Below are 22,097 nucleotides of genomic sequence, written 5' to 3' on the forward strand. Positions count from 1 at the left end.
TTCGCCACAAAAAAAGGCGCGCCCCAATCAGGTGGCACGCCTTTTGTCTGTTTGATCCGGTATTAGGCCGCGACGCGTAGGCTCAGCACATCACCAACCTGCTTCGCAGCCGCAACTTCGTCGCCGCCAGCCACAGCGGCCACTTCACGGGTCAGACGTTCAAGCGCCGCTTCATAAAGCTGACGTTCCGAATAGGATTGTTCGCGCTGATCATCGGCACGGTGCAAATCGCGGACCACTTCGGCAATCGCGATCAAATCGCCCGAATTGATCTTTTGCTCATATTCCTGAGCACGGCGCGACCACATGGCGCGCTTCACTTTGGCCTTACCGCGCAGAGTTTTCATCGCCGCGTCGATGACGTCGGGCGAACTGAGCGAACGCATACCAATTTCCGTGGCTTTGTGAGTGGGCACCCGCAAAGTCATCTTGTCCTTTTCGAAAGAGATCACGAAAAGCTCCAGCACAATGCCGGCAATTTCCTGTTCTTCGATATTAACGATCTGGCCCACACCATGTGCAGGATAGACAACATATTCATCTGGACGGAAATCTGGTTTCTTCGCTTTGGTCATTTAAGTCTCATTCCTTGCAAGCCAATTCCAGTGGGCGACAAAAAAACAGGCGGAGGCCAACTTGGCTCCCGACCATCTGATTAGACGATAGCGGCGCGCTGAGGTGTCGCGCCGAAATTCCCATAACGAAATGACGTATTGTGAACCCATAGTGTAACACAAAAAAGCGCCCTTTCCCATAGGCTGTGGAAAAGGCGCTTTTAACAATATCTTTCAATGCTCTAGGGCCGAACCCTCGAAGCCATGATATTGACAAAACTGATTCGTTTAGCTGCCTTCGCCCGGCGCTTCCGAGAAGTATTTAGTCAATTTGTCAGCCTCACCGTCTTTGGCTTCGTAGTCCGGCAACGGATCTTTTTTCTCGATGATTACGGGCCAAGCTTCGGAATATTTACGGTTGAATTCAACCCATTTTTCCATGTCTGGCTCTGTGTCCGGACGGATCGCATCCGCCGGGCATTCCGGTTCACAAACCCCGCAGTCGATGCACTCATCGGGGTGGATCACCAGCATATTTTCCCCCTCGTAGAAGCAATCTACAGGGCACACCTCGACGCAGTCGGTGTATTTGCAGGCGATGCAATTGTCGATCACCACGTAGGTCATGAATCTCGATCCTTCAAAAAGCTTGACGCGTGACTAGACCACGACGCGCCATCATTCAAGCACATCCCTGCGCAACTGTTCCAGAGCCCGACGATCACGTTTGCTTGGTCGCCCACCTCCATCAAATTTGGGGGCGCTTGGCGGTCGTTCGCGGGGCTGAGGTGGGGCAAGGTCTTCGTACAGCGTCTGTGCTTCTACCGCAGGGCCGCGGCGTGTGCCCAAGGCCAGCACTTTGATAACACGAACATCGTCTTCTTTGGAAAAGGTCAGCACGTCGCCTGTGCTGACCCCATAGGCCGGCTTCGAAACCGGCATACTGTTGACGCGGCAATGTCCCCCGGAAACGAGCTTGGCGGACAGGCTGCGTGTCTTGAAAAACCGCGCCTGCCACAACCATTTGTCGATTCGGATTCGTTCTGGCGTCTCAGCCACTTAGGTCTTGTCCTTCAACCCCATCAGCGCTGCTGCAAAGGGATTATCGGGATCAATCGGCTTTTCACGCTTGGGAGGGCGCGCCTGGAAGGTTTTTGCGCCGCGATCACCGCCCGGTTTCGGGCCGCCCTTACCGCGGGGTTTACCTTTGCCGCCGCGAGGACGATCACCGCGCTCGTTGCGGTTTTCGCCGCCACCGTCACGCGCGTTGCGCTGCGGTTTCCCGCCGCCGCCACGACGCTGACCACCGCGGTTTCCGCCCCAAGTAAAGGTATAGAAAACCTCAACTTCTGGCTCTGGAGCCGCGGATTCAGCCGGTGCCTCGGATGTTTCAGCTTCACCTTCTGCGACCAATGTCTCAGCCGGAGTTTCCGCCGTTGTCTCCGATTCAGACGGCGTTTCGGCCTCTGAGGTGGAGTCGGCGGGGGCCACTTCGGCTGCGGCTTCGACGACTGCAGATGGCTTGACCTTAGGGCGCTCACCTTTTTCGGCTTTATAGCCCAAACCGCCCATAAGGTCGGCGAACTGTTCCAGCGTCATGCCAGTGATCGACAACATGTCGGCCTTGCCTTCAAATCCGGCACGGCTGTCTTCGGTGCGCAGCATATCCGCAAGACGTTCCAGCATATCAATGCGGATCGCACGGGTGCCTGCCTTGCGGTAACCTGCCAATGAATAGTGGCGAGCAGGCACGGCTTCGACGTTTGGTACGGTCACAAGGCCCGGAGGCGGTGCTTCAGGGAATTCTTGCAGATCGTTTGCGAGGCTCCATAGAACCAAACGCAGGCGGGTCGGCGCAGGTTTCAAAAGCAACGGCATAAAGATCGTATACTGACCAAAGCGAACCCCATGCTTGCGCAGGGCCCCGCGTGAATCCTGGTCCAGCGCTTTTACGTCGTCGGCCACGTCAGACCGCTGCACGATACCCATCGATTCGACCAATTGGAACGCGAATCCGCGTGACAATCCTGTCAGCGCCTCGTCGTCCCGCATTTTGATCAGCGGCTCGAACTGAGCGGCGATCTTGCGATCCATGAAATGCTGCAAACGGCGTTCTACCTTTTGCGCCACATCGGCACCGGCCTCATCGTCTACAAAGACAACAACGCGCGGCTTCAGGGGATCATCCCCTTTGGCCAGCTTGCCCACTGCCTGATCGCCCCACATAAGGCCACCCTGCTCGGTGAAATCAATTTCACTGTCTGGTGCATTGTAGAACCGGTCCGCCCGCAGGTGGAAATGCGGAGTCAAAGCCTGAAGCGACGCCTGTCGCAGCGTTTTGGCTTCTTGCCCAGTTGCATCCTTATCCTGACGGAACCGGAAACCCTCAAGTCGCCCGACGAATTCGCCTTCGACGGTGACTTCACCTTGATCGTTTACTTCGGCCAAAAGGGCCTCCTTCTGTTTCAACCGGCGCAGCAATACACTTGTGCGCCGATCAACAAATCTTTGCGTCAGGCGCGTGTGTAGCGCATCTGACAGGCTGTCTTCAACTGTGCGCGTTGCGTCGCGCCAATAGTCTTGGTCTTTTACCCAGCCATTTCGCTGAGCGACATATGTCCAGGTGCGAATATACGCCAGACGTTTCGATAATGTGTCAATATCGCCATCTGTTCGGTCAATACGATTGACCTGTCTGGCAAGAAAATCGTCCGGAACGTGGCCTTTTTCATGCAAATGCTGGAAAATCACCTGCAAAAGCCCCGCATGTTCGTTCGGCGAGATCCCCCGAAAGTCCGGTATCCGACAGACATTCCACAACAACTGCACAGATTGCCCATCCGAGGCCCGTGCGCGGATTTCCGCCTCCGACGCCAGATTTCGGAGCGCACGCAGGTCATCTGCCTCGCGAGCTTTTAGAAAAAGCGCGTCATTTGGGGCCATATCAAGGCTGCGTTCCAAGGCATCAATCGACCCGAACTGTAGTTTTGAGTTGCGCCAGTTCAGTTTTTTCAGCGGAGTAAACTGGTGGTTACAGATCGCTTCGGCCCAGTCATCCGGGATTTGGCCCGCGTCGCCAGTGACACCAAAAGTGCCATCCGACATGCCGCGCCCTGCCCGTCCGGCAATTTGCGCCAGCTCATTGGGTTGCAGCGGTCGCATGCGGTGCCCGTCGTATTTGGTCAGCGACGAAAACGCCACGTGGTCAATATCAAGGTTCAGCCCCATGCCGATGGCATCTGTGGCCACCAGATAATCCACCTCGCGGTTTTGATACATTTCAACCTGCGCATTGCGGGTACGCGGGCTAAGCGCCCCCATCACCACGGCTGCACCGCCTTTTTGCCGCTTGAGCAATTCCGCGATTGCGTAAACATTATCGACGGAAAAACCGACAATTGCGGTGCGTGGTTGCAACCTGCTGATTTTCTTTGACCCGGAATAGGCCAGTTGGCTCATCCGGTCACGCTGGACATATTCGGCTTCGGGAATCAATTCGCGGATCGGGCCGCGCATGGTGTCCGACCCTAAAAACAATGTCTCGTGGGTGCCGCGCATCCGCATCAAACGGTCTGTGAAAACATGTCCGCGTTCGGGATCTGCACACAGCTGGATTTCATCCACCGCGACAAAATCCGCCCCCATCCCTTCAGGCATCGCTTCGACCGTGCAGATCCAGTACTTCGCACGCGGCGGCACGATGCGTTCTTCTCCGGTGACCAGCGCCACCACAGACGGGCCGCGCAAATCTACCACGCGATCATAGACTTCGCGCGCAAGCAAACGCAGCGGCAATCCGATCAAACCTGATCGATAGCTGAGCATCCGTTCGATTGCGTAGGTGGTTTTGCCGGTGTTCGTCGGGCCCAGAACGGCCGCGATCCGTGCATTCATGTCCATAGGGACGCCTTTATTATCAGAGCTCTACGCCCTTAACTTCACGTTCCAGCCGCGCCATTGCGCTTATTACATCAGCATCATGTGGTCGCAGTTCAAGTACACGGGCATAGGCGTCATAGGCAAGGGCAGCTTTGCCCAGCTGTTCGTGAATTGCGCCGACACCGCGCAGCGCACCGAAATGATCCGGATTAATCGCCAGTGTCCGCTCCAATGCATCCATAGCGACGCCAAATTGGTTGGCTTGGTAATAGGCCATGGCCAAACCCTGCCAGCCTTGGGCGAAATCGGGGGCATGATCCGTCAAAGCGCGAAAATGCTCGATCGCGGCCTCGGTTTTTCCAACCTCGAGCGCATCTTCACCTCGTTTCAGCAAAAGATCCATAGCCGCGGAGCCGGATTTCGACCATTCTCCAACGACTTGCGTCTCCAAACGGTGCGCGGCAGCAGCGTCTTGCGCTTGGGCAAGTTCGTCTAAAAGTTTTTCCGCGCGACTTCCCGCCCATAAACCGGAAGGTAGGGAAATCATTACTACGGTGCAAAGTGCCGTGAGGGTAGATTTGAAAAGCATGATAACCCGTGTTCATAACTCTACCTGAGTTTAGCGCTGGTGCGCAAGATTTCCAGAGCGACTTGGATGTAGAAGAGGAAAATAAATGAGCGACACTATTGATGCTGCTGTAGCAGCCCTGTCTGACAAGCTTGGCGGCGACGGTTTTGATGCCACTGCAAAATTTGTTGTGGCCGACAAAGGCAGCTTGATCATCGATGAAAACGGCGTGCGCGCCGGCGATGACGACGCCGATGTCACCTTGACGGCAGATGCGGATACCTTCGAACAAATCTTGAGCGGAGAAATGAATCCAACCGGCGCATTTATGTCCGGCAAACTGACAATTGACGGCGATATGTCAGCTGCCATGCGTTTGGCAGCGGTGCTCGCCTAATGAGTTTGTCCCCCGCGCCATTTCACGCCGAATTGTCCGAAGGACCCGCTGGCAGCTCTGCCTGGTGGGTCAAAACTGACGATGGCCTCCGTATCAGAGTGGCTCATTTCCCGGCTGAGCAGGCGCGGGGCACAGTTTTGCTGTTTCCCGGTAGAACAGAATATGTCGAAAAATATGGCCGTACAGCTGTAGATCTAGCCGCACGCGGGTATCATGTCCTGTCCATCGACTGGCGTGGCCAAGGGCTGGCAGACAGGATGCTGGACGAACCTATGGCTGGCCATGTGCATGTCTTTCAGGACTACCAGCAAGACGTTGCCGCCATGCTGACCTGCATAGACGAGCTTGAATTGCCACAACCTTTGCATCTGATTGGCCATTCCATGGGCGGGTGCATTGGATTGCACGCTGTTATGGATGGGCTGCCGGTTGAATCATGTGTCTTTAGTGGCCCGATGTGGGGCATTCGGATTTCCGACAGCCTGCGACCCGCCGCTTGGGCCCTGTCCTGGGGCGGCAAGCAAATAGGCCTTGGTCATCATTTTGCACCCGGCACCAAACCCAAAAGCTATATCTTGTCTTCCGAATTTGAAGGAAACTTGCTGACCCGCGATCAAGAAATGTGGGATTATATGCGCCGTCAGGTTTTGAAGGTGCCGGAATTACAACTAGGGGGCCCATCGCTCAACTGGTTACACGAAGCATTGGTCGAAACCCGAGATCTGGCCCGTAGGGCGTCTCCGAACCTGCCCTGCCTCACGTTTATGGGCACCAATGAACGGATTGTTGATCAGGCCCGTGTCATATCACGGATGCAGCACTGGCCCGGCGGCGAATTGGTACAGGTCCCCGGCGGCGAACATGAACTTTTGATGGACGATGTGACAACCCGCAGCGGAGTCACCAATCAAATCTGCGCCTTTTTTGATCAAGCAGGCTCGGCCTTTGCCATGCGGGCCTAAGAAACGTCCCGCCTCCCAAACCTGAGAGACCGCTGTTTCGTGTGGAATTCCGGACTTTCCACAGGATAAATCGCTCCCCCCCTTGAACCTTGCGCCATGGCACGATTACCTCTGGCGCAAGTCACCAAGGAGAGACGCGATGCAGATCAAGCCGCTATATGATATCAATGCCTCACACGGAGGTGAGGCGCTTGGTCCTTTGCCGGAATGGGATCTTAGCGATCTTTATACGGCCGATGACGCCCCGGAGCTGAAACGCGATCTGGACTGGCTCGAATCAGCCTGCCTGAAATTCGCGGATGATTACGAGGGTAAACTGGCCACCTTGGATGCCAAAGGCATGCTTGACGCGGTCATTCGCCAAGAACGCATCGACAGTGTGGCAGGCCGGATCATGTCCTATGCCGGTCTGCGCTATTACCAGCTGACCACCGATGCGGAGCGTGCGAAATTCCTGTCTGATTGTCAGGAACGGATCACCAATTTCTCAACCCCCTTGGTGTTCTTCACGCTTGAGCTGAACCGGCTTGAGGACAACGCACTGGACGCGCTTTTTGCTGAAAACATGGATTTGGCCCGCTACAAGCCGATCTTTGACAAAATCCGCAAAATGAAGCCGCATCAGCTCAGCGACGAGTTGGAAAAATTCCTGCATGATCTTGGCGTTGTTGGCGACGCGTGGGAACGTCTGTTTGATGAAACCATCGCGGGCCTGACCTTTGACATCGAAGGCGAAGATCTCAACATCGAAGCGACGTTGAACTTCTTGACGGATCAGGACCGTAGCAAACGTGAAAACGCAGCGCGCGAACTGGCACGGGTGTTTGCAGACAATGTCAAAACCTTTGCCCGTGTTCACAACACGCAAGCCAAGGAAAAAGAAATCGTGGACCGGTGGCGCGGCATGCCAAGCGCGCAAGCCGGCCGGCATTTGGCCAATGACGTCGAACCCGAGGTTGTCGAAGCGCTTCGCAATGCCGTTGTGGCCGCCTACCCGCGCCTCAGCCATCGGTATTATGAGCTTAAACGCAAGTGGCTTGGCCTTGATGTCATGCAGGTTTGGGATCGCAATGCCCCTTTACCAATGGAATCAGAAACCATTGTCGGCTGGGAAGACGCCCGAAAAACGGTGATGGACGCCTATACCGGATTTGATCCGCGCATGGGTGAATTGGCCGAACCCTTTTTCACAAAGGGATGGATTGATGCTGCCGTCAAACCCGGCAAGGCCCCCGGTGCCTTTGCCCACCCCACTGTCGTCGATGTGCACCCCTATGTGATGCTCAACTACCTCGGAAAACCGCGTGATGTGATGACATTGGCGCATGAGCTGGGTCACGGAGTGCATCAGGTTCTGGCCGCCGGTCAGGGCGAAATGCTGTCTTCGACACCGCTGACCTTGGCAGAAACAGCGTCCGTCTTTGGCGAAATGCTGACCTTCCGCAAGATGCTGGACGGGGCCAAGGACCAAGCCGAGCGCAAGATCATGTTGGCCGGTAAAGTCGAAGACATGATCAACACCGTGGTGCGGCAGATCGCGTTTTATGACTTTGAATGCAAACTGCATGACGCCCGCCGTGGAGGCGAGCTGACCCCCGATGATATCAATGCGCTCTGGATGTCCGTTCAGGCCCAAAGCCTTGGGCCTGCCTTTGAATTCATGGAAGGCTATGAAACCTTCTGGGCCTACATCCCGCATTTCGTGCATTCGCCGTTCTATGTGTATGCCTATGCCTTTGGCGATGGCTTGGTGAACGCGCTATATGCAGCCTACCAAGAACAGCCCGACGGGTTTCAGGACAAGTACTTTGAAATGCTGCGCGCTGGCGGGTCAAAACACCATTCTGAATTGCTGGCTCCATTCGGTCTGGATGCATCCGACCCAAGCTTCTGGGACAAAGGGTTGTCGATGATTGAAGGCTTCATCGACGAGCTGGAAGCCATGGAAGACTGAATTGGAAAAGGCCGCGAAAGCGGCCTTTTTTCCATTGCGGTCCCCCACCATGCCGCATTCCCTTGGTAGGGTCGAAAAAGAAAAAGACCGGCAGGGCAACACCCGACCGGCCTTTCCAAAATCTCAAAGCTGTTTTACGCGTTGAGCATACTATAAATTTCGTCTTTGAGAGAGGACCGCTGTTTGCGCAGCTCAACCTCGGCCTGCTCACTCATTGGTTCTACGTTGGTTTCTGCACGGTGCACCTGACGATTAACATCATGGTACTCATCAGCCAGTTTGGCAAAATGTGCGTCGGATTGCTTAAGATCGCTCATCTTTTCGACGAATTCCGGGAATTCTTCGGCCAGCTCATGCGGTGTATGGGACATGTTTGTCTCCTTCCTGTTCGTTTCACGAAGAAGGTGACATAGCGCGGCGGTTGTCACTTTGACTCGGATCAAGCCGCGTGAATTCCTGTCTCTTTTTGTCTTATTTTTTCGCTGGACGCCAACCGGCGCTTCTGGCTTGGTCCGCCGTACAAAACCAGCGTTCCTTTTTGTCGGCTCGAATGGTCGTGACATTGTACCACGCCTGCCCCGGCATATGAAAAATCCGCTCGCCAGAGCCCGAGATATTCCCCTTGATCACGCAGCCGTCCGGCGCATTGTTCAGCGACCATTTCGCCCGTGCATCGCGGCCCTGCGCCCTGTATTCAGCAGGGTTTACCACGCCGGTCCCGTGCAATCCCCGTCCTGAAACCGCTGCGCCTTTTTCATCGAGATCATAATCCCAGCCGTATTTGCGATAGGCAAAGGCCAATCCCTGACTGACCAAAACCTGCCCCATATCCTGCCCATTGACCAAACAGCGCGCCACCATGCGCCCATATCGGTCGGTCTCCAGCGCCTCACATTGGGCAAACTGACCTTCGAACAATTCTTGAGCGCGGGTTTTGACCCAAATGCCACAGGCCCAAACAGGTTGCCCCGGACCGCCACAATGCTGTTTGACTTCAGGGGCATCAATCGCATGCAGCCTTATCGACTGACCATGAACCTTGATCGTATCTGCATCGACCACATGCACCGGACCCGACAAATCGGCGCTGGCACTGTGGCCAAGAATTAGAGCTGCGATCAGAACAATACAGAAACGATTGATTAACATTTGGTTAATATCGGGATGCCAGCCCCCAATATCAACCGATTCTGATCACCTTCGTTAACGCTGAGCGGTTTGCCACTCAGGGTGGATCCAAGGCTCGGCATTGTCCGCAGGCAGACTGCGCCCCAAGACGTGATCGGATATCTTTTCGCCAACCATAATTGACGGTGCATTCAGATTTCCGTTGGTAATTTGAGGAAAGATCGAGCTGTCGGCAACACGTAACCCGTCTACCCCGATCACCCGCCCATGCGGGTCCACAACTGCCATCGGATCATCGACCGCCCCCATCTTGCATGTTCCGCAAGGGTGATAAGCGCTCTCGACGTGCTCTTTGATGAACCCGTTCAGGTCCTCATCGCTTTGCAAGGCATCACCCGGCTGGATTTCGTGCCCGCGATAAGGTGCAAACGCCTCTTGGCCAAAGATTTCGCGGGTCAGACGAATCCCTGTGCGGAAATCCTCCCAGTCTTTTTCATGGCTCATATAGTTGAACAGAATATTCGGGGCCGCCTCGGGGTCGCTGGATTTCAAGGTAATTTCACCGCGCGACGGGGATCGCATGGGGCCAACATGGGCTTGAAAGCCATGCCCTTCCGATGCAACTTTGCCGTCATAGCGCACAGCAATTGGCAAAAAGTGGTATTGGATATCCGGGTATTGCACTCCGGCTTTTGACCGGATGAATCCGGCGCTTTCAAATTGGTTCGACGCCCCTGGCCCCGACCGGCCAAACAGCCAGCGCGCGCCCACATAGCCCTTACCCAGCAAGTTCCAGTATTTGGCCAGTGTCACAGGTTGCGTCGCCGCCTGTTGAATATACAGTTCCAGATGGTCTTGCAGGTTTTGCCCGACGCCCGGCCTATCCGCGACGACCTGGATGCCATGCTCGGTCAGTTGCGCTGCGGGTCCAATGCCGGAATGCATCAGCAGTTTCGGTGAATTGATGGCGCTCGAGGCAATGATCACTTCGCAATTTGCTTCGATCTCTTCGATCTGACCTTGGCGGCGCACCTCAACGCCGACAGCGCGGCCATCGCGGATCACAACTTTGCGGGCCAATCCACGCACCACCTGCGCACCCAGTTTTTCTGCCGGACGAAGATAAGCCTTGGCTGCAGACCAACGCGCGCCCTTCCAAACCGTCATATCGAACGGGCCGAAACCTTCTTGCTGATGACCGTTGTAGTCATCGGTCACCGGATATCCGGCCTGTCGACCAGCCTCAACAAAAGCCGGAACCAAAGGGTTGTCACGTTTGCCGCGCGTCACATGAAGTGGTCCGCCCTGTCCGCGCCATGAAGCGTCGCCACCATGGCCGCCGGAATGCCAGTCTTCTTGGCGTTTGTAATAGGGCAGCACATCGGCATATCCCCAGCCGCTGGCCCCCATTTCACGCCAAGTGTCAAAATCCAAGGCATGGCCGCGCACGTAAATCATTCCGTTGATTGAAGATGACCCGCCGATGACTTTTCCGCGCGGGCAGGCCAACCGGCGCCCGTCCAAATGCGGCTCTGGTGCGCTTTCAAACCCCCAATCATAGGTTTTCATGCTCATCGGATAGCTCAGCGCGCCGGGCATATTGATAAAGGGGCCCCAATCACTGCCACCATGTTCTATCACAATGACCGATTTGCCCGCCTCGGCCAGCCGAAACGCCATCGCACACCCGGCGCTGCCCGCGCCAACAACTACATAATCCGCCTTCATGGCATCCCATCCTTCAAGACATCCTACGGGCTCCAAACACACCCAAAGGGTCAACGCACCTCAAAAGAGGCGAGCAAAAAATCCAGTGCGCTCAAAGCGCTCCGTAACCGCGTCACTACAAACGTTTGTTTTCATCTCCACGGCCCCGGCGAGACGGGGGTGGGCGGGTGGGCCGCTCGCCGGGGCCGTGGCCCACAAGCAATCAACCAATCCTAGAACGGCGATTCCACATCGCCCATACGCACGTAGACCGACTTCACTTGGGAATAATGCTCGATGGCAACCTTGGCATTTTCACGTCCGACGCCGGACATTTTTGATCCGCCAAACGGCATCTCCACAGGCGCGTCATTATAGGAATTGAGAAAACAGCTGCCCGCTTCCATCAACCCGATCACGCGATGACCGCGCGTCAGATCACTGGTGAAAACACCGGCCGACAATCCAAATTCGGTATCATTTGCGCGAGCGATCACATCCTCTTCATCTTCGAAATCCAGAACGGCCATCACGGGGCCAAAAATCTCTTCGCGCGCGATCACCATGTCGTCTTTGACATCAGCAAAAACCGTCGGCTGAATAAAAAACCCATCACCTTCGATTTTCGCCCCGCCAAAGACCAGACGCGCGCCCTCTTCTTTGCCCTTGGCAATGTAGGACATCACAATCTCTCGCTGGTGCTGGCTGGTCATAGGGCCAAAGTTGACAGTTTCATCCATTGGATCGCCAATCTTGGCAGTCGCCAAACGCTCGGCCAACCGCTTCAAGAAGGCTTCCTTGATACCCTTTTGCACAAAGACCCGTGTGCCATTGGAACAGACCTGACCAGACGAATAGAAGTTCGCCAAAATTGCACCACCGACGGCGTTCTCCAGGTCCGCATCGTCAAAGATGATCAGCGGACTTTTCCCGCCCAGCTCCATGGTGACATGTTTCATGCTGTCAGCCGCCGCCGCATAGACCTTACGACCAGTCGGCACAGAGCCGGTCAAAGACACCTTGTCGACATCAGGGTCCGTCACCAAAGCCGCCCCAACTGCGCCGGCTCCTTGGATCACGTTGTACAACCCCGCTGGCAGCCCCGCCTCGACCAAAATCTCAGCCACTTTCAAGGCACATAACGGAGTGGTTTCACTGGGTTTGAATATCATCGCATTGCCACAAGCCAACGCTGGCGCGCCTTTCCAGCAAGCGATCTGCGTTGGATAATTCCACGCGCCAATCCCAACGCAGACGCCCAGCGCTTCGCGGACGGTATATCCCCAGTCCCCACCCAAATTGACATGCTCACCGGTCAAAGCCCCTGCCAAACCGCCAAAGTATTCAAGCGCATCAGCCCCCGAAGTCGCATCCACATACAGCGTTTCCGACATCGGTTTTCCGGTGTCATAGGTCTCAAGCTGCGACAAAGCATGGTTGCGTTCGCGCATGATGTCCGCCGCACGGCGCAATACCCGGCCCCGTTCTGTTCCGGATTTGGTAGCCCACTCTTTTTGCGCGGCTTTGGCAGACGAAATCGCGGCCGCGACCACGGCGGGGGTTGCGGCGTGAACACGGGCGATTACAGCCCCAGTCGCCGGATATACCACTTCGATCAACTCGCCGTCGGTGTCTTCAAGGTAGGTGCCATTTACAAAATGGCTGGCAGTGGGCTGCGTATTATACGCCATGTGTCGTCTCCAAAATCTCAGGTCGCGTGACACGCCGGTTTGACGCGTCGGGGTGGGCGGGTGGGCGGCGTGTCAAACCGGCGGCCCGATCCCATCCAAGTGTTATTCCCCGCGCGGAAAGCGCTGGTTGTCTTCCAAGTCGTTCAAATCCATGTGGTTGCGCATGTAACGTTCCGATGCCTTTTGCAGCGGCTGATAGTCCCACGGGAAATAACCGCCTTGGCGCAAGGCCTCATAGACCACCAGACGCCGCGCCTGAGATTGGCGAATTTCACCGTCAAACCGGCCCAGATCCCAGCGTTTCTCGGCTTTGGCACGCATGGCTTCCAGCGTTCCGGCGTGCACCGGAGTGTCCGCCAAATTGGTCAGCTCATGTGGATCAGCGTCCAGATCGAACAACTGCTCGGGATCGAGGCTACAGGCAATATATTTCCACTTGCCATAGCGCAGACAAACAAGCGGCGCATACGATGCCTCGGCGGTGTATTCCATCGCAACGGGTGACGTACGTTCAGCGCCATTCATCACCGGCAGCAGGCTTTCCCCCGCAGTCCAAGGCGCAACTTCTCCCATGTCAATTCCGGCCAGATCGGTCAGCGTCGGACACAGATCGATGGTCGAAACAGGTGCCTCAACTTTTGCACCCTGCCCGTCCGGCACAGCAATCATCAACGGAACCCGCGCCGATCCTTCAAAGAACGACATTTTGTACCAAAGCCCGCGTTCACCCAGCATATCACCGTGATCCGACACAAAAACCACCACGGCCTCTTGCCGCGTTTCTTCCAAGACTGCCAACAGTTCGCCGACCTTGTCATCCAGATAGGAAATATTGGCAAAATAGGCACGGCGGGCCCGCCGGATGTTGTCAGCCGTCACATCAAAGGACCGCCAATCATTGGCATCAAAAATCCGCTTCGAATGCGGGTCATGATCCTTGTAATCCATGGCCGGAACCTCGGGCTCCAAATGCTGGCAATCCTCGTAAAGGTCCCAGTATTTCTTGCGGGCCACATAGGGATCATGCGGATGGGTGAAGCTGGCAGTTACGCACCAAGGGCGATCATCCTTACCGCGCGCAAGATCGTACAGCTTCATTTTAGCATGATGCGCGACCTCGTCATCATACTCCATCTGGTTGGAAATCTCGGCCACGCCGGCCCCGGTGACCGACCCCATATTGTGATACCACCAGTCAATCCGTTCACCCGGTTTGCGGTAGTCCGGTGTCCAGCCAAAATCAGCCGGATAGATGTCCGTGGTCAGACGTTCTTCGAAACCATGCAACTGGTCGGGACCAACAAAATGCATTTTTCCGGACAGACAGGTATAGTATCCGGCCCGCCGCAGATGATGCGCATAAGTTGGAATATCGCTCGCGAACTCAGCGGCATTGTCATAGACGCGCGTCTGGCTTGGAAGTTGACCAGACATAAAGCTGGCACGCCCCGGCGCGCATAGCGGGCTGGCAGTATAGCTATTGGCAAAGCGGGTTGAACGCGCTGCCAGTTTTTTGAGGTTGGGAACGTGCAACCAGTCCACAGGGCCATCCGGAAACAATGTCCCGTTGAGCTGGTCGACCATAATGATCAAAATATTGGGTTTCATACTGCGCCCTCTCCCGTCAAGGCATGAGCAACGGCCCGAACCTGCGCGGCAGCGCTCGCCATGTCGCGCTTGTCCAAAGCCGAGCGCAAATACACACCATCAATTTGCGCAGCCACAATCACAGCCACGGTTTCGGGATCCGCGCAGCGGCCCCGCAAGGCGTGGGTCAGGTTGCTGTTCAAGCGGCGTTGGTAGATGTTGAGCAAACGGGCTGCTTCGGCATCGCGCTGTGCCAAAACATAAAAATTCAGCCAGGCTGAAATCGCCGCCGGATCAAAGCAATTGGGGTCAAAGCTGCCGTCGATGATCGCCTCAAGCCGTTTGCCGGGCGCAGCCCCGTCCAAGGCTGCACGGACATCGCGCGAATATTCGGTCATGATATGGCGCATGGCCGCCAGAAAAATCTGCGCTTTTCCGCCGAAATAGTGATGCGCCAGCGCGCTCGACATTCCTGCACGTTTGGCGATCTGGCCCACGGTCACATCAAGTGAACCAGCGGCTCCGATTTCTTCGACTGTAGCGGCCACAAGGGCAGCGCGTCGTTTTGGTTCTTGTCCAATCTTAGGCATACAAGAATTGCTGCCGGTTATTGACTGACAAGTCAATCAAAATCAGACACACCGCGAAATGCCGTTAAGCTCCGTCCACTTTGAGTGGCTCATCCCCCTAGTCGAGGCCTGCCAAACCGTCTGCATTCTGAAATGTTCCGTTGCCCGCCAAGTTGCGGTGCCAAATCGGGCCCCGGTTTGTGATGCGACGTTCTTAAGCCTTTGCGGCCTGCACATCCAAAGCGCGGATCACACGCCCACCGGATCAAATTTCCAGCAAGCCCAACACCTGGTTTTGCGGCAGGCGGGCCACTTCGACCCCCACATCAGTCCGGCGCAGATTGTAGCCGTAGCCCCGCATACGGAACCGCCATTCGGCTTCGGACAACACTTTGGCACGTTCTTTTAGCAAGAAGGCCACGATCTCGGTCATATTTTCGGTCATTTTAGTCTCCGCAAACATCCTACTCTCCATCAATCACACTAAGCGGTGATGGTTGATAAATTGCTTAGCGAATGCGGCTAGATCAGGGCCCTTCAAAGGGATTTTAGCGAAGTGGACGGTTCCAGAGCAGCCTAGTGTTTGGTCTCCATGACGCCCGGCGTGACGCGCCGGTTCAACACTGCCTCACGCCAAGTGATAAAGACAACCGCCGCCATGATCAGACCGCCGCCCGCAATCACCCAAGGGTCAATCGCCTCGTTGAAAACCAGTGCGCCCAAGGCCACAGACCAAACCAGCTGCAGAAATGTCACCGGTTGCGTCACTGTCAAAGGCGCGGCCTTGAAGGCCAAAGTCATCGCGTAGTGACCGCCTGTTGCAAAGCACGCCACACCAAACAAAACAAACAAGTCCCACCAGCTGGGCCAGACCCAAACTGCCAGCGCCATAGGGGCAAGACCTATGGTCACGGTAATCGACATACTGGCCACCACCATGGCAGGGCTGGTCTCGCCCGACAGGATTTTGGCAATCAGGTAGGACGCGGCAAAACAGCTGGCGGTGATCAACATGGCAAAGTGGCCGGGGTCCAATTCTCGAAAACCCGGCCGCAAGATGATCAGCGCCCCGACTATAGCTGCCACAATGGCCAATATCCTGCGCAGGGCCAAACGTTCCCCCAGCAACAAGACCGCCAGCAAAGTCACAAAAATAGGGTTGAGATAATTCATCGAGGTGACTTCAGCCAATGGGATGCGCGTCATGGCGTAGAACCAGAACGCAACGCCCAGCGATTGAAACACACCGCGCACGCAGACCAGTTTCCATTGACGCGAGGTTGGCCGGACATCGCGCAATTCGCGCCACATCGGGATCAAAAACACCAAGCCAAGAACATAGCGTAAAAACGCCGCCTCAGGTGCGGGCACCCGCCCATGCATGGTTTTCACCAGCGCGGTGACCGCGACAAAGCATAGCCCTGTCACAACCATCCAGAAAATTCCGATACCGGGGCGCGCTTGTTCCATCCCTAGATGCTTAACTTATTTACCACTGGGGGCAAGACCCCTTCCGCCGATCCCGATCACCCCATCAAAAGGCTGGCCGCGATCAGCAGCATTGTCAGACCGATCATCAGGTCCAGCACCCGCCAGGCAACAGCTTTTTCAAACAGTGGAGCCAACAGCCTTGCGCCATAGCCCAGCGTGAAAAAGAAAGCAAAACTGGCGCTCATCGCCCCAAAGGCAAAATTCAAACGGTCTTCATATTGGCCAGACACCGCCCCCAGCAACACAACTGTATCAAGGTAGACATGCGGGTTAAGCCATGTCAGTGCCAAACATGTCAGCACGGCCGCCTTCAGGCCGCCAGCTTGCGGCCCTGCACGCATCACCTGCCCGCCCCGCCATGCCGCCAACAATGTGCGCAGCCCATACCACACCAAAAATGCAGCCCCAAACAGGCGCATTCCCCATTCCAACCCCGGCACCGCTTGGGTCAAAGCCCCAAAGCCTGCAACTCCGGCAGCAATCAGCAGGGCGTCGGAAAGGGCGCAGACCAAAACCACCGGCAGCACATGTTCACGCAACAGCCCTTGGCGTAAAACAAAGGCATTTTGTGCTCCGATTGCTAAAATCAAACTGAACCCAAGGGCAAAGCCGGCAAAATATGCGGTCATCTGTGTTTCTCCTATTCGCGACGCTTGACTACCGCGCCAGCCGTCTGCAATCAAATTAAAGAGACTACACCGACATTAGGCAGGCTAATGAATTTTGACCCCCACCATCTTGCGGCCCTTGCAGCGGTTTTGCGCCATGGCAGCTTTGACGCTGCCGCCTCTGCGCTCCATGTCACGCCCTCTGCGATTTCGCAGCGGATCAAAGCATTGGAAGAACGGGTGGGGTCAGCGCTGGTCAACCGAACCACGCCCTGTTCAGGCACCCCGCATGGACTGCGGATTGCCAAGCACGCCGAAGACATCGGCCTGCTGGAAACTGCGCTGACACGCGATTTACATCTGGACGGAGGCGATCTGGCCCAACATGTGCGCGTGGCCATCAATGCCGACAGTTTGGCAACATGGTTTGTTCCGGCAATGGCGCAAGTGCCAGACATCTTGTTTGACCTCGAACTTGACGATCAAGATCACAGTGCAGACTGGTTGAAACGCGGCGCTGTCAGTGCGGCGGTCACAACAGCTCTCGCCATTCCCGGCTGCGCGGCCTATCCGCTCGGATCGCTTCGCTATATCGCAACGGCATCGCCTGCGTTTGTGCAGCGCTGGTTTCCAAAGGGCGTCACCACTGCCGGACTGAACGCAGCCCCCAATCTGGTCTTTAACGCCAAAGACGGGTTGCAACGGCAATGGCTGACCCGCCAGTCAGCTGCGCGTGCTGCGCCGCCAAGCCACTACCTGCCGTCGACGCAGGCCTTTGTAGATGCGGCTATTGCGGGCATAGGCTGGGGCATGAACCCTGAAATTCTTGTGCGGAGCGCGATCCGGCAGGGCACATTGGTGCCGCTGGTCAATGACGCCGCGCTGGACGTGCCTTTGGTCTGGCAAGTCAGCCGGATTTTGGCACCGGCGCTCAAACCGTTGACCGCAGCGGTTGTGAAAACCGCCCGTGCCAGCTTGGTTCAGTCCCCCGCATCCTGACTGCGCCCGAACAGGTAATCCACCAGCAAGCCCATACGAAATGGCAAGCTGTCCTTGTTTTCAGCCAGTTGCCGAACCGTCATCCGCCGTTTGCGGATCACAGCGCGGGCGACTTTGTAGTCAAATGCCCGTTTCCGTTTAAGCAGCGCAGATGGCATCAGTTTTTGCAGCCCCTTCCACAGCAATCCAAGCTGCAAAAACGCCACGGCCTTGAAGGTGGATTTTTGCACTGTCACCCAGATCATCCGGCCCAGAGCGGCCCCGGCGGCGATGATCCAAAGCGGCAATTTGACAGTAAACAAGATCACCCACAGCCCAAAGGAGCTGATCGACAAAGCGATCGACGCAAACAGCAAAATCAGACCCGACACGACCTTTTCCGCCGTTGACAGCTGTCCGTACCACAGCATCATCCGCGCATATTGCGCCCGAACGGCTTCGATATATCGGGTAAAGACGCCCGCCAACCGCCGCAGCAAGGCCTTGCCCAAGACCATCGGCATCAAGGTCGTCATCAGCCATTTCTTGATCAGCTCGATCTTGAAAAAAGCCGATCCTTGCATTTTCAGCCAGACCAGTAAGACCGGCCATTCCAAGCTGGCAGTCTTTTTCAAGATAATTTTGAGTTGCACAAAAATCAGACCGCCAGCGATCAAAGCGTCCTTGCCAAAATAGTGCAAGGCGACGGCGGACAGCCCGACAACCACGATCAAAAGAAGAAGAGCGCGAAACAACATGTGACGTGCATAGGACAGCCCCAAAGCCAGAGCAAGCATCCGAACGCCGTCCGACCGGCCCTTCTGCATCAGCAATCGTGATCCAGATCAACGTCAACATAAGACTTTTAGAATATGATACCAAATGTCGGAAGAGAGGCCTCCGGCCCTGCCGACAGCCAACCGGATAAGGGGAGGAAAGACCCATGAAACACGTCATCACACTGGCCGCTGCCGGATTGCTGGCCTTGGCCGCGCAGACCGCTGTTGCGGGTGATTGTACGGGCTATGTGACTGGCTTGCGTCCAATCAGCCAATACAACCACGCCAAAGGCAACGGCTTTTTAGCAGTGCGAACGGGGCCCAGTTCCAACTATCGTCAGATCAGTGAGCTATATGGCGGTGATGAGGTTTCGGTCTGGGACCGGTCCGGCAATTGGTACCGTGTGCAATGCATGTCAGGTCGCTGCGAAAACCCGCTCTGGGGGCAACCAAACCCCAATGGCTGGGTCTACGGCAAGTACCTGAACATCGGCGGCGTTTGCCCTTAGGCATTCCAGCCCCGGCACGCGACACCAAATAGGGCCTGACAGAGGGGAGCTGTCAGGCCCGCTTTGGTTTCAACTTCCCCCTTGGACGTCTCGCTTGTTCCTTGCCAAGCCTCGGTGCCGGTGCAACCCTGCCCTAGGCCATGGGGAGTAGTGCGATGCTGAACGGATTTGATGATCACCGGATATGCCTGCCATCGGGTGTCACGCTGCGTGTCCGCAAAGCGGGGGATGGCCCTGCTTTGTTGTTGCTACACGGTTATCCTCAGACCCACCTGTGTTGGCACAAAGTTGCGCCTCAGTTGGTTTCAGCCGGTTTCACTGTCGTTTTACCCGACCTGCGCGGCTACGGTGATAGCGACAAACCGCCGTCTGACGACAATCACACCCCCTATTCCAAACGGGCCATGGCCACGGATCAGGCGCAGTTGATGGCGAAACTTGGATATGACCGCTACGGCGTCGCAGGCCATGACCGCGGCGCGCGGGTCGCACATCGGTTGGCCCGCGATTATGCAGGCCGGATAGCGGCAGTGTCCTTTTTGGATATCGCCCCGACAGAGCACATGTATGCCCAAACAGATCAAAGTTTTGCCACCGCCTATTATCACTGGTTCTTTTTGATTCAGGCGGCACCGTTTCCCGAAACACTGATCGGGCATGATCCCGACTACTATCTGACGTCCAAACTCAAAGCATGGAGCAAGGACATTCCCGATGCCTTTACCGCCGAGGCGGTCGCAGAGTATCAGCGCTGTTACCGTGATCCAGATTGCATTCACGCCACCTGTGAGGATTACCGCGCCTCGGCGGGGATCGATCTGACCCATGACGCGGCTGATGCGGGCACCAAGCTGGCGATGCCGGTGCAAACACTTTGGGGGGATCGCGGAGTGGTTGGCAGGCTATATGATGTGCCCGAAGTTTGGGGGCGCTATGCCGAGACGCTGGATGCAAATGCCCTGCCTTGCGGTCATTTCCTTCCAGAAGAGGCACCTGATGAAACCGCCGCTCATCTGATCCGCTTTTTCAAGTCAAACCCATGAAGCCAGGCCGCCGTTGAACGATCCACCAAAACACAAAGGCCCCGCGCCATCTGAAATGACACGGGGCCCCTTTCGTACCTGAAAAAGCTTAAAGCTGTTCCATCACCTCGTCAGAGGCTTCAAAATTAGCGGTAACGCGCTGCACGTCATCGTCATCTTCCAACGCATCAATCAGGCGCATCAGCTTTTCCATACCCTCAAGATCCATCTCGGTGGTTGTGGTCGGCTTCCAGATCAGCTTGGTGGACTGGCTTTCGCCGAGCGCCGCTTCCAAAGCATTTGAAACATCGTTCAGATCAGTGTCGCCGCAAATAATCACGTGACCATCTTCGCTGCTGTCCACGTCTTCGGCACCCGCCTCAATTGCGGCTTCCATGACGGTGTCACTGTCGCCGACTTCGGCGGGGTAGACGATTTCGCCAACCCGGTCGAACATAAAGCCAACCGACCCGGTTTCGCCAAGGTTTCCACCGTGTTTGCCAAAGGTCGACCGCACGGTCGAGGCGGTGCGGTTGCGGTTGTCTGTCAATGTTTCGACGATCACCGCGATGCCGTTGGGGCCGTAGCCCTCATAGCGAATTTCTTCGTAGTCATCGCCTTCTCCGGCCACAGACTTTTTGATCGCGCGATCAATGTTGTCCTTGGGCATCGATTGCCCTTTGGCTTCTTTGATGGCCAAGCGCAGACGCGGGTTTTTGTCCGGATCCGGGTCGCCCATCTTCGCAGCGATGGTGATTTCTTTAGAGAATTTCGAAAACAGCTTGGCCCGCAATTTGTCCTGACGGCCTTTGCGGTGCTGAATATTTGCCCATTTGGAATGGCCGGCCATGGTCTTGCCTCGTTTTGGTATCTGACGTGTCTGGCGCACTCTATAGGCCATTGAACCGGCTATTCCAAGACCAGTCCAAGCTCTTGTAGGCTTGGCAAGACATGGGGGCTGTTTTAAGCACGGTGCCATGAGCAAATTTCTACTTCTGCAACTGCGCCCCGAACCCGAAGTCAGCGATAGCGAATATCGCGCCATCTTGGACAAAAGCGGGCTGGACGGCGCGCAAGTGCATCGCATTTGCCTTGACCGCGAAGACCTGCCGGACGGTTTGGACCCCCGCGATTATGCCGGGGTGATAGTTGGCGGCGGCCCGGGCTGTGTCTCTGACGCGCCCGAAAAGAAAACCGCCGTCGAAGCGCGGATCGAAGCCGCCTGTCTGTCCTTGATGCCAGCCGTTACTTCGGCAGATGTGCCGTTTATGGGCTGCTGTTATGGTATCGGCATTTTGGGTCATCATCTGGGGGCCGTTGTGTCTAAGGACCAGTTTGGCGAAGCGGTTGGTCCCACCACCTGCATCAAAACCCAAGATGGCGCGAAAGACTCGATGCTGGCCGGAATGCCCGCACAGTTTGATGCCTTTGTTGGCCACAAAGAGGCATTGCAAAACCTGCCCAATGGCGCGGTGCACTTGCTGTCATCCGGTCCCTGCCCGTTTCAAATGATCCGCTACGGGCAAAACGTTTACGCCACGCAATTCCACCCCGAAGCGGATGGCGCGGAATTTGAGACCCGGATCAAGTTCTATCGCCACAAAGGCTATTTCGCCCCCGAAGACGCGGATCAACTGATAGACATGTGCCATTCTGCCGATGTCACTTGGCCGCAGCAAATCCTGTCAAATTTCGTCCAGCAGTATCGGTAACG

General features: G+C 56.0%; 23 protein-coding genes. 7 read left to right on the plus strand and 16 right to left on the minus strand.

Annotated features, from left to right (window positions below; all coding sequences use genetic code 11):
* Window positions 1-62: 62 nt before the first annotated feature.
* The 5 genes from C8N36_RS16835 to C8N36_RS16855 all read right to left on the minus strand — a co-directional run bounded on the left by C8N36_RS16835 (window position 63) and on the right by C8N36_RS16855 (window position 5,022).
* Window positions 63-575, minus strand: coding sequence for a CarD family transcriptional regulator (locus C8N36_RS16835; RefSeq protein WP_097805994.1), 513 nt, complete (start codon window positions 573-575; stop codon window positions 63-65).
* Between the two features lie 267 nt (window positions 576-842).
* Window positions 843-1,181 carry a ferredoxin FdxA gene (fdxA, locus tag C8N36_RS16840; protein WP_097805995.1) on the minus strand — a complete coding sequence of 113 codons (339 nt, stop codon included), beginning with the start codon at window positions 1,179-1,181 and terminating at the stop codon, window positions 843-845.
* Between the two features lie 51 nt (window positions 1,182-1,232).
* A complete protein-coding gene (locus tag C8N36_RS16845) occupies window positions 1,233-1,613 on the minus strand; it encodes an RNA-binding S4 domain-containing protein (RefSeq protein WP_097805996.1) in 381 nt (126 codons plus the stop codon).
* Window positions 1,614-4,454 (minus strand): helicase-related protein, encoded by a 2,841-nt coding sequence (locus C8N36_RS16850; protein WP_097805997.1) that lies wholly within the window; start codon window positions 4,452-4,454, stop codon window positions 1,614-1,616.
* A gap of 16 nt (window positions 4,455-4,470) precedes the next feature.
* A complete protein-coding gene (locus C8N36_RS16855; RefSeq protein ID WP_245910910.1) occupies window positions 4,471-5,022 on the minus strand; it encodes a tetratricopeptide repeat protein in 552 nt (183 codons plus the stop codon).
* An 85-nt stretch (window positions 5,023-5,107) separates the two neighbouring features.
* Here C8N36_RS16855 and C8N36_RS16860 point away from each other — a divergent pair, with 85 nt between their 5' ends.
* The 3 genes from C8N36_RS16860 to C8N36_RS16870 all read left to right on the plus strand — a co-directional run bounded on the left by C8N36_RS16860 (window position 5,108) and on the right by C8N36_RS16870 (window position 8,314).
* Complete coding sequence (locus C8N36_RS16860; RefSeq protein ID WP_097805999.1) at window positions 5,108-5,398, plus strand: SCP2 sterol-binding domain-containing protein; 291 nt, start codon at window positions 5,108-5,110, stop codon at window positions 5,396-5,398.
* On the plus strand, window positions 5,398-6,360 hold the full coding sequence (locus tag C8N36_RS16865) for an alpha/beta fold hydrolase (protein ID WP_097806000.1): 963 nt from the start codon (window positions 5,398-5,400) through the stop codon (window positions 6,358-6,360). The genes C8N36_RS16860 and C8N36_RS16865 overlap by 1 nt, the downstream gene beginning before the upstream one ends.
* Before the next feature lie 139 nt (window positions 6,361-6,499).
* On the plus strand, window positions 6,500-8,314 hold the full coding sequence (locus tag C8N36_RS16870) for a M3 family oligoendopeptidase (protein ID WP_097806001.1): 1,815 nt from the start codon (window positions 6,500-6,502) through the stop codon (window positions 8,312-8,314).
* Between the two features lie 134 nt (window positions 8,315-8,448).
* Here C8N36_RS16870 and C8N36_RS16875 read toward each other — a convergent pair whose 3' ends face one another.
* The 9 genes from C8N36_RS16875 to C8N36_RS16915 all read right to left on the minus strand — a co-directional run bounded on the left by C8N36_RS16875 (window position 8,449) and on the right by C8N36_RS16915 (window position 17,116).
* Window positions 8,449-8,685, minus strand: a complete 237-nt coding sequence (locus tag C8N36_RS16875) for an HP1242/YdcH family protein (RefSeq protein WP_097806002.1) — start codon at window positions 8,683-8,685, stop codon at window positions 8,449-8,451.
* Window positions 8,686-8,785: 100 nt separating this feature from the next.
* Window positions 8,786-9,463 (minus strand): thermonuclease family protein, encoded by a 678-nt coding sequence (locus tag C8N36_RS16880; protein WP_097806003.1) that lies wholly within the window; start codon window positions 9,461-9,463, stop codon window positions 8,786-8,788.
* A gap of 54 nt (window positions 9,464-9,517) precedes the next feature.
* Complete coding sequence (gene betA, locus C8N36_RS16885; RefSeq protein ID WP_097806004.1) at window positions 9,518-11,170, minus strand: choline dehydrogenase; 1,653 nt, start codon at window positions 11,168-11,170, stop codon at window positions 9,518-9,520.
* Between the two features lie 212 nt (window positions 11,171-11,382).
* The gene (gene betB / locus C8N36_RS16890) at window positions 11,383-12,840 is read right to left on the minus strand and encodes a betaine-aldehyde dehydrogenase (RefSeq protein ID WP_097806005.1); all 1,458 of its coding nucleotides are present in this window, start codon (window positions 12,838-12,840) and stop codon (window positions 11,383-11,385) included.
* Between the two features lie 102 nt (window positions 12,841-12,942).
* Window positions 12,943-14,448 (minus strand): choline-sulfatase, encoded by a 1,506-nt coding sequence (gene betC, locus C8N36_RS16895; protein ID WP_097806006.1) that lies wholly within the window; start codon window positions 14,446-14,448, stop codon window positions 12,943-12,945.
* Complete coding sequence (betI, locus tag C8N36_RS16900; RefSeq protein ID WP_097806007.1) at window positions 14,445-15,017, minus strand: transcriptional regulator BetI; 573 nt, start codon at window positions 15,015-15,017, stop codon at window positions 14,445-14,447. Before betI ends, betC begins: the two co-directional genes overlap by 4 nt.
* Window positions 15,018-15,261: 244 nt before the next feature.
* Entirely contained in the window at window positions 15,262-15,441 is a 180-nt protein-coding gene (locus tag C8N36_RS16905) for a hypothetical protein (protein WP_245910912.1), read from the minus strand.
* Between the two features lie 131 nt (window positions 15,442-15,572).
* Entirely contained in the window at window positions 15,573-16,466 is an 894-nt protein-coding gene (locus tag C8N36_RS16910) for a DMT family transporter (protein WP_245910913.1), read from the minus strand.
* Window positions 16,467-16,522: 56 nt separating this feature from the next.
* Complete coding sequence (locus tag C8N36_RS16915) at window positions 16,523-17,116, minus strand: LysE/ArgO family amino acid transporter (RefSeq protein ID WP_097806009.1); 594 nt, start codon at window positions 17,114-17,116, stop codon at window positions 16,523-16,525.
* A gap of 87 nt (window positions 17,117-17,203) precedes the next feature.
* Here C8N36_RS16915 and C8N36_RS16920 point away from each other — a divergent pair, with 87 nt between their 5' ends.
* Window positions 17,204-18,094, plus strand: a complete 891-nt coding sequence (locus C8N36_RS16920) for a LysR family transcriptional regulator ArgP (protein ID WP_097806010.1) — start codon at window positions 17,204-17,206, stop codon at window positions 18,092-18,094.
* Here the strand turns inward: C8N36_RS16920 and C8N36_RS16925 are convergent.
* Window positions 18,076-18,906, minus strand: a complete 831-nt coding sequence (locus tag C8N36_RS16925) for a hypothetical protein (protein ID WP_170125901.1) — start codon at window positions 18,904-18,906, stop codon at window positions 18,076-18,078. The two genes, C8N36_RS16920 and C8N36_RS16925, sit on opposite strands and share 19 nt — an antisense overlap.
* A gap of 110 nt (window positions 18,907-19,016) precedes the next feature.
* On the opposite strand from C8N36_RS16925, the gene C8N36_RS16930 reads away from it, so the two are divergent.
* Window positions 19,017-19,361 (plus strand): SH3 domain-containing protein, encoded by a 345-nt coding sequence (locus C8N36_RS16930; RefSeq protein WP_097806012.1) that lies wholly within the window; start codon window positions 19,017-19,019, stop codon window positions 19,359-19,361.
* 155 nt (window positions 19,362-19,516) lie between these two features.
* Window positions 19,517-20,404: an alpha/beta fold hydrolase gene (locus tag C8N36_RS16935; RefSeq protein ID WP_097806013.1), complete on the plus strand. Its 888-nt coding sequence runs from the start codon at window positions 19,517-19,519 to the stop codon at window positions 20,402-20,404.
* Window positions 20,405-20,492: 88 nt separating this feature from the next.
* On the opposite strand, the gene C8N36_RS16940 is transcribed toward C8N36_RS16935, so the two are convergent.
* Window positions 20,493-21,233: a YebC/PmpR family DNA-binding transcriptional regulator gene (locus C8N36_RS16940; protein ID WP_097806094.1), complete on the minus strand. Its 741-nt coding sequence runs from the start codon at window positions 21,231-21,233 to the stop codon at window positions 20,493-20,495.
* Window positions 21,234-21,360: 127 nt separating this feature from the next.
* Here C8N36_RS16940 and C8N36_RS16945 point away from each other — a divergent pair, with 127 nt between their 5' ends.
* The gene (locus tag C8N36_RS16945; RefSeq protein ID WP_097806014.1) at window positions 21,361-22,095 is read left to right on the plus strand and encodes a glutamine amidotransferase; all 735 of its coding nucleotides are present in this window, start codon (window positions 21,361-21,363) and stop codon (window positions 22,093-22,095) included.
* The last annotated feature ends 2 nt before the right edge of the window (window positions 22,096-22,097 follow it).

It is taken from the genome of Pelagimonas varians, from assembly GCF_003208435.1.
In the GTDB taxonomy this organism is placed as follows: domain Bacteria; phylum Pseudomonadota; class Alphaproteobacteria; order Rhodobacterales; family Rhodobacteraceae; genus Pelagimonas; species Pelagimonas varians.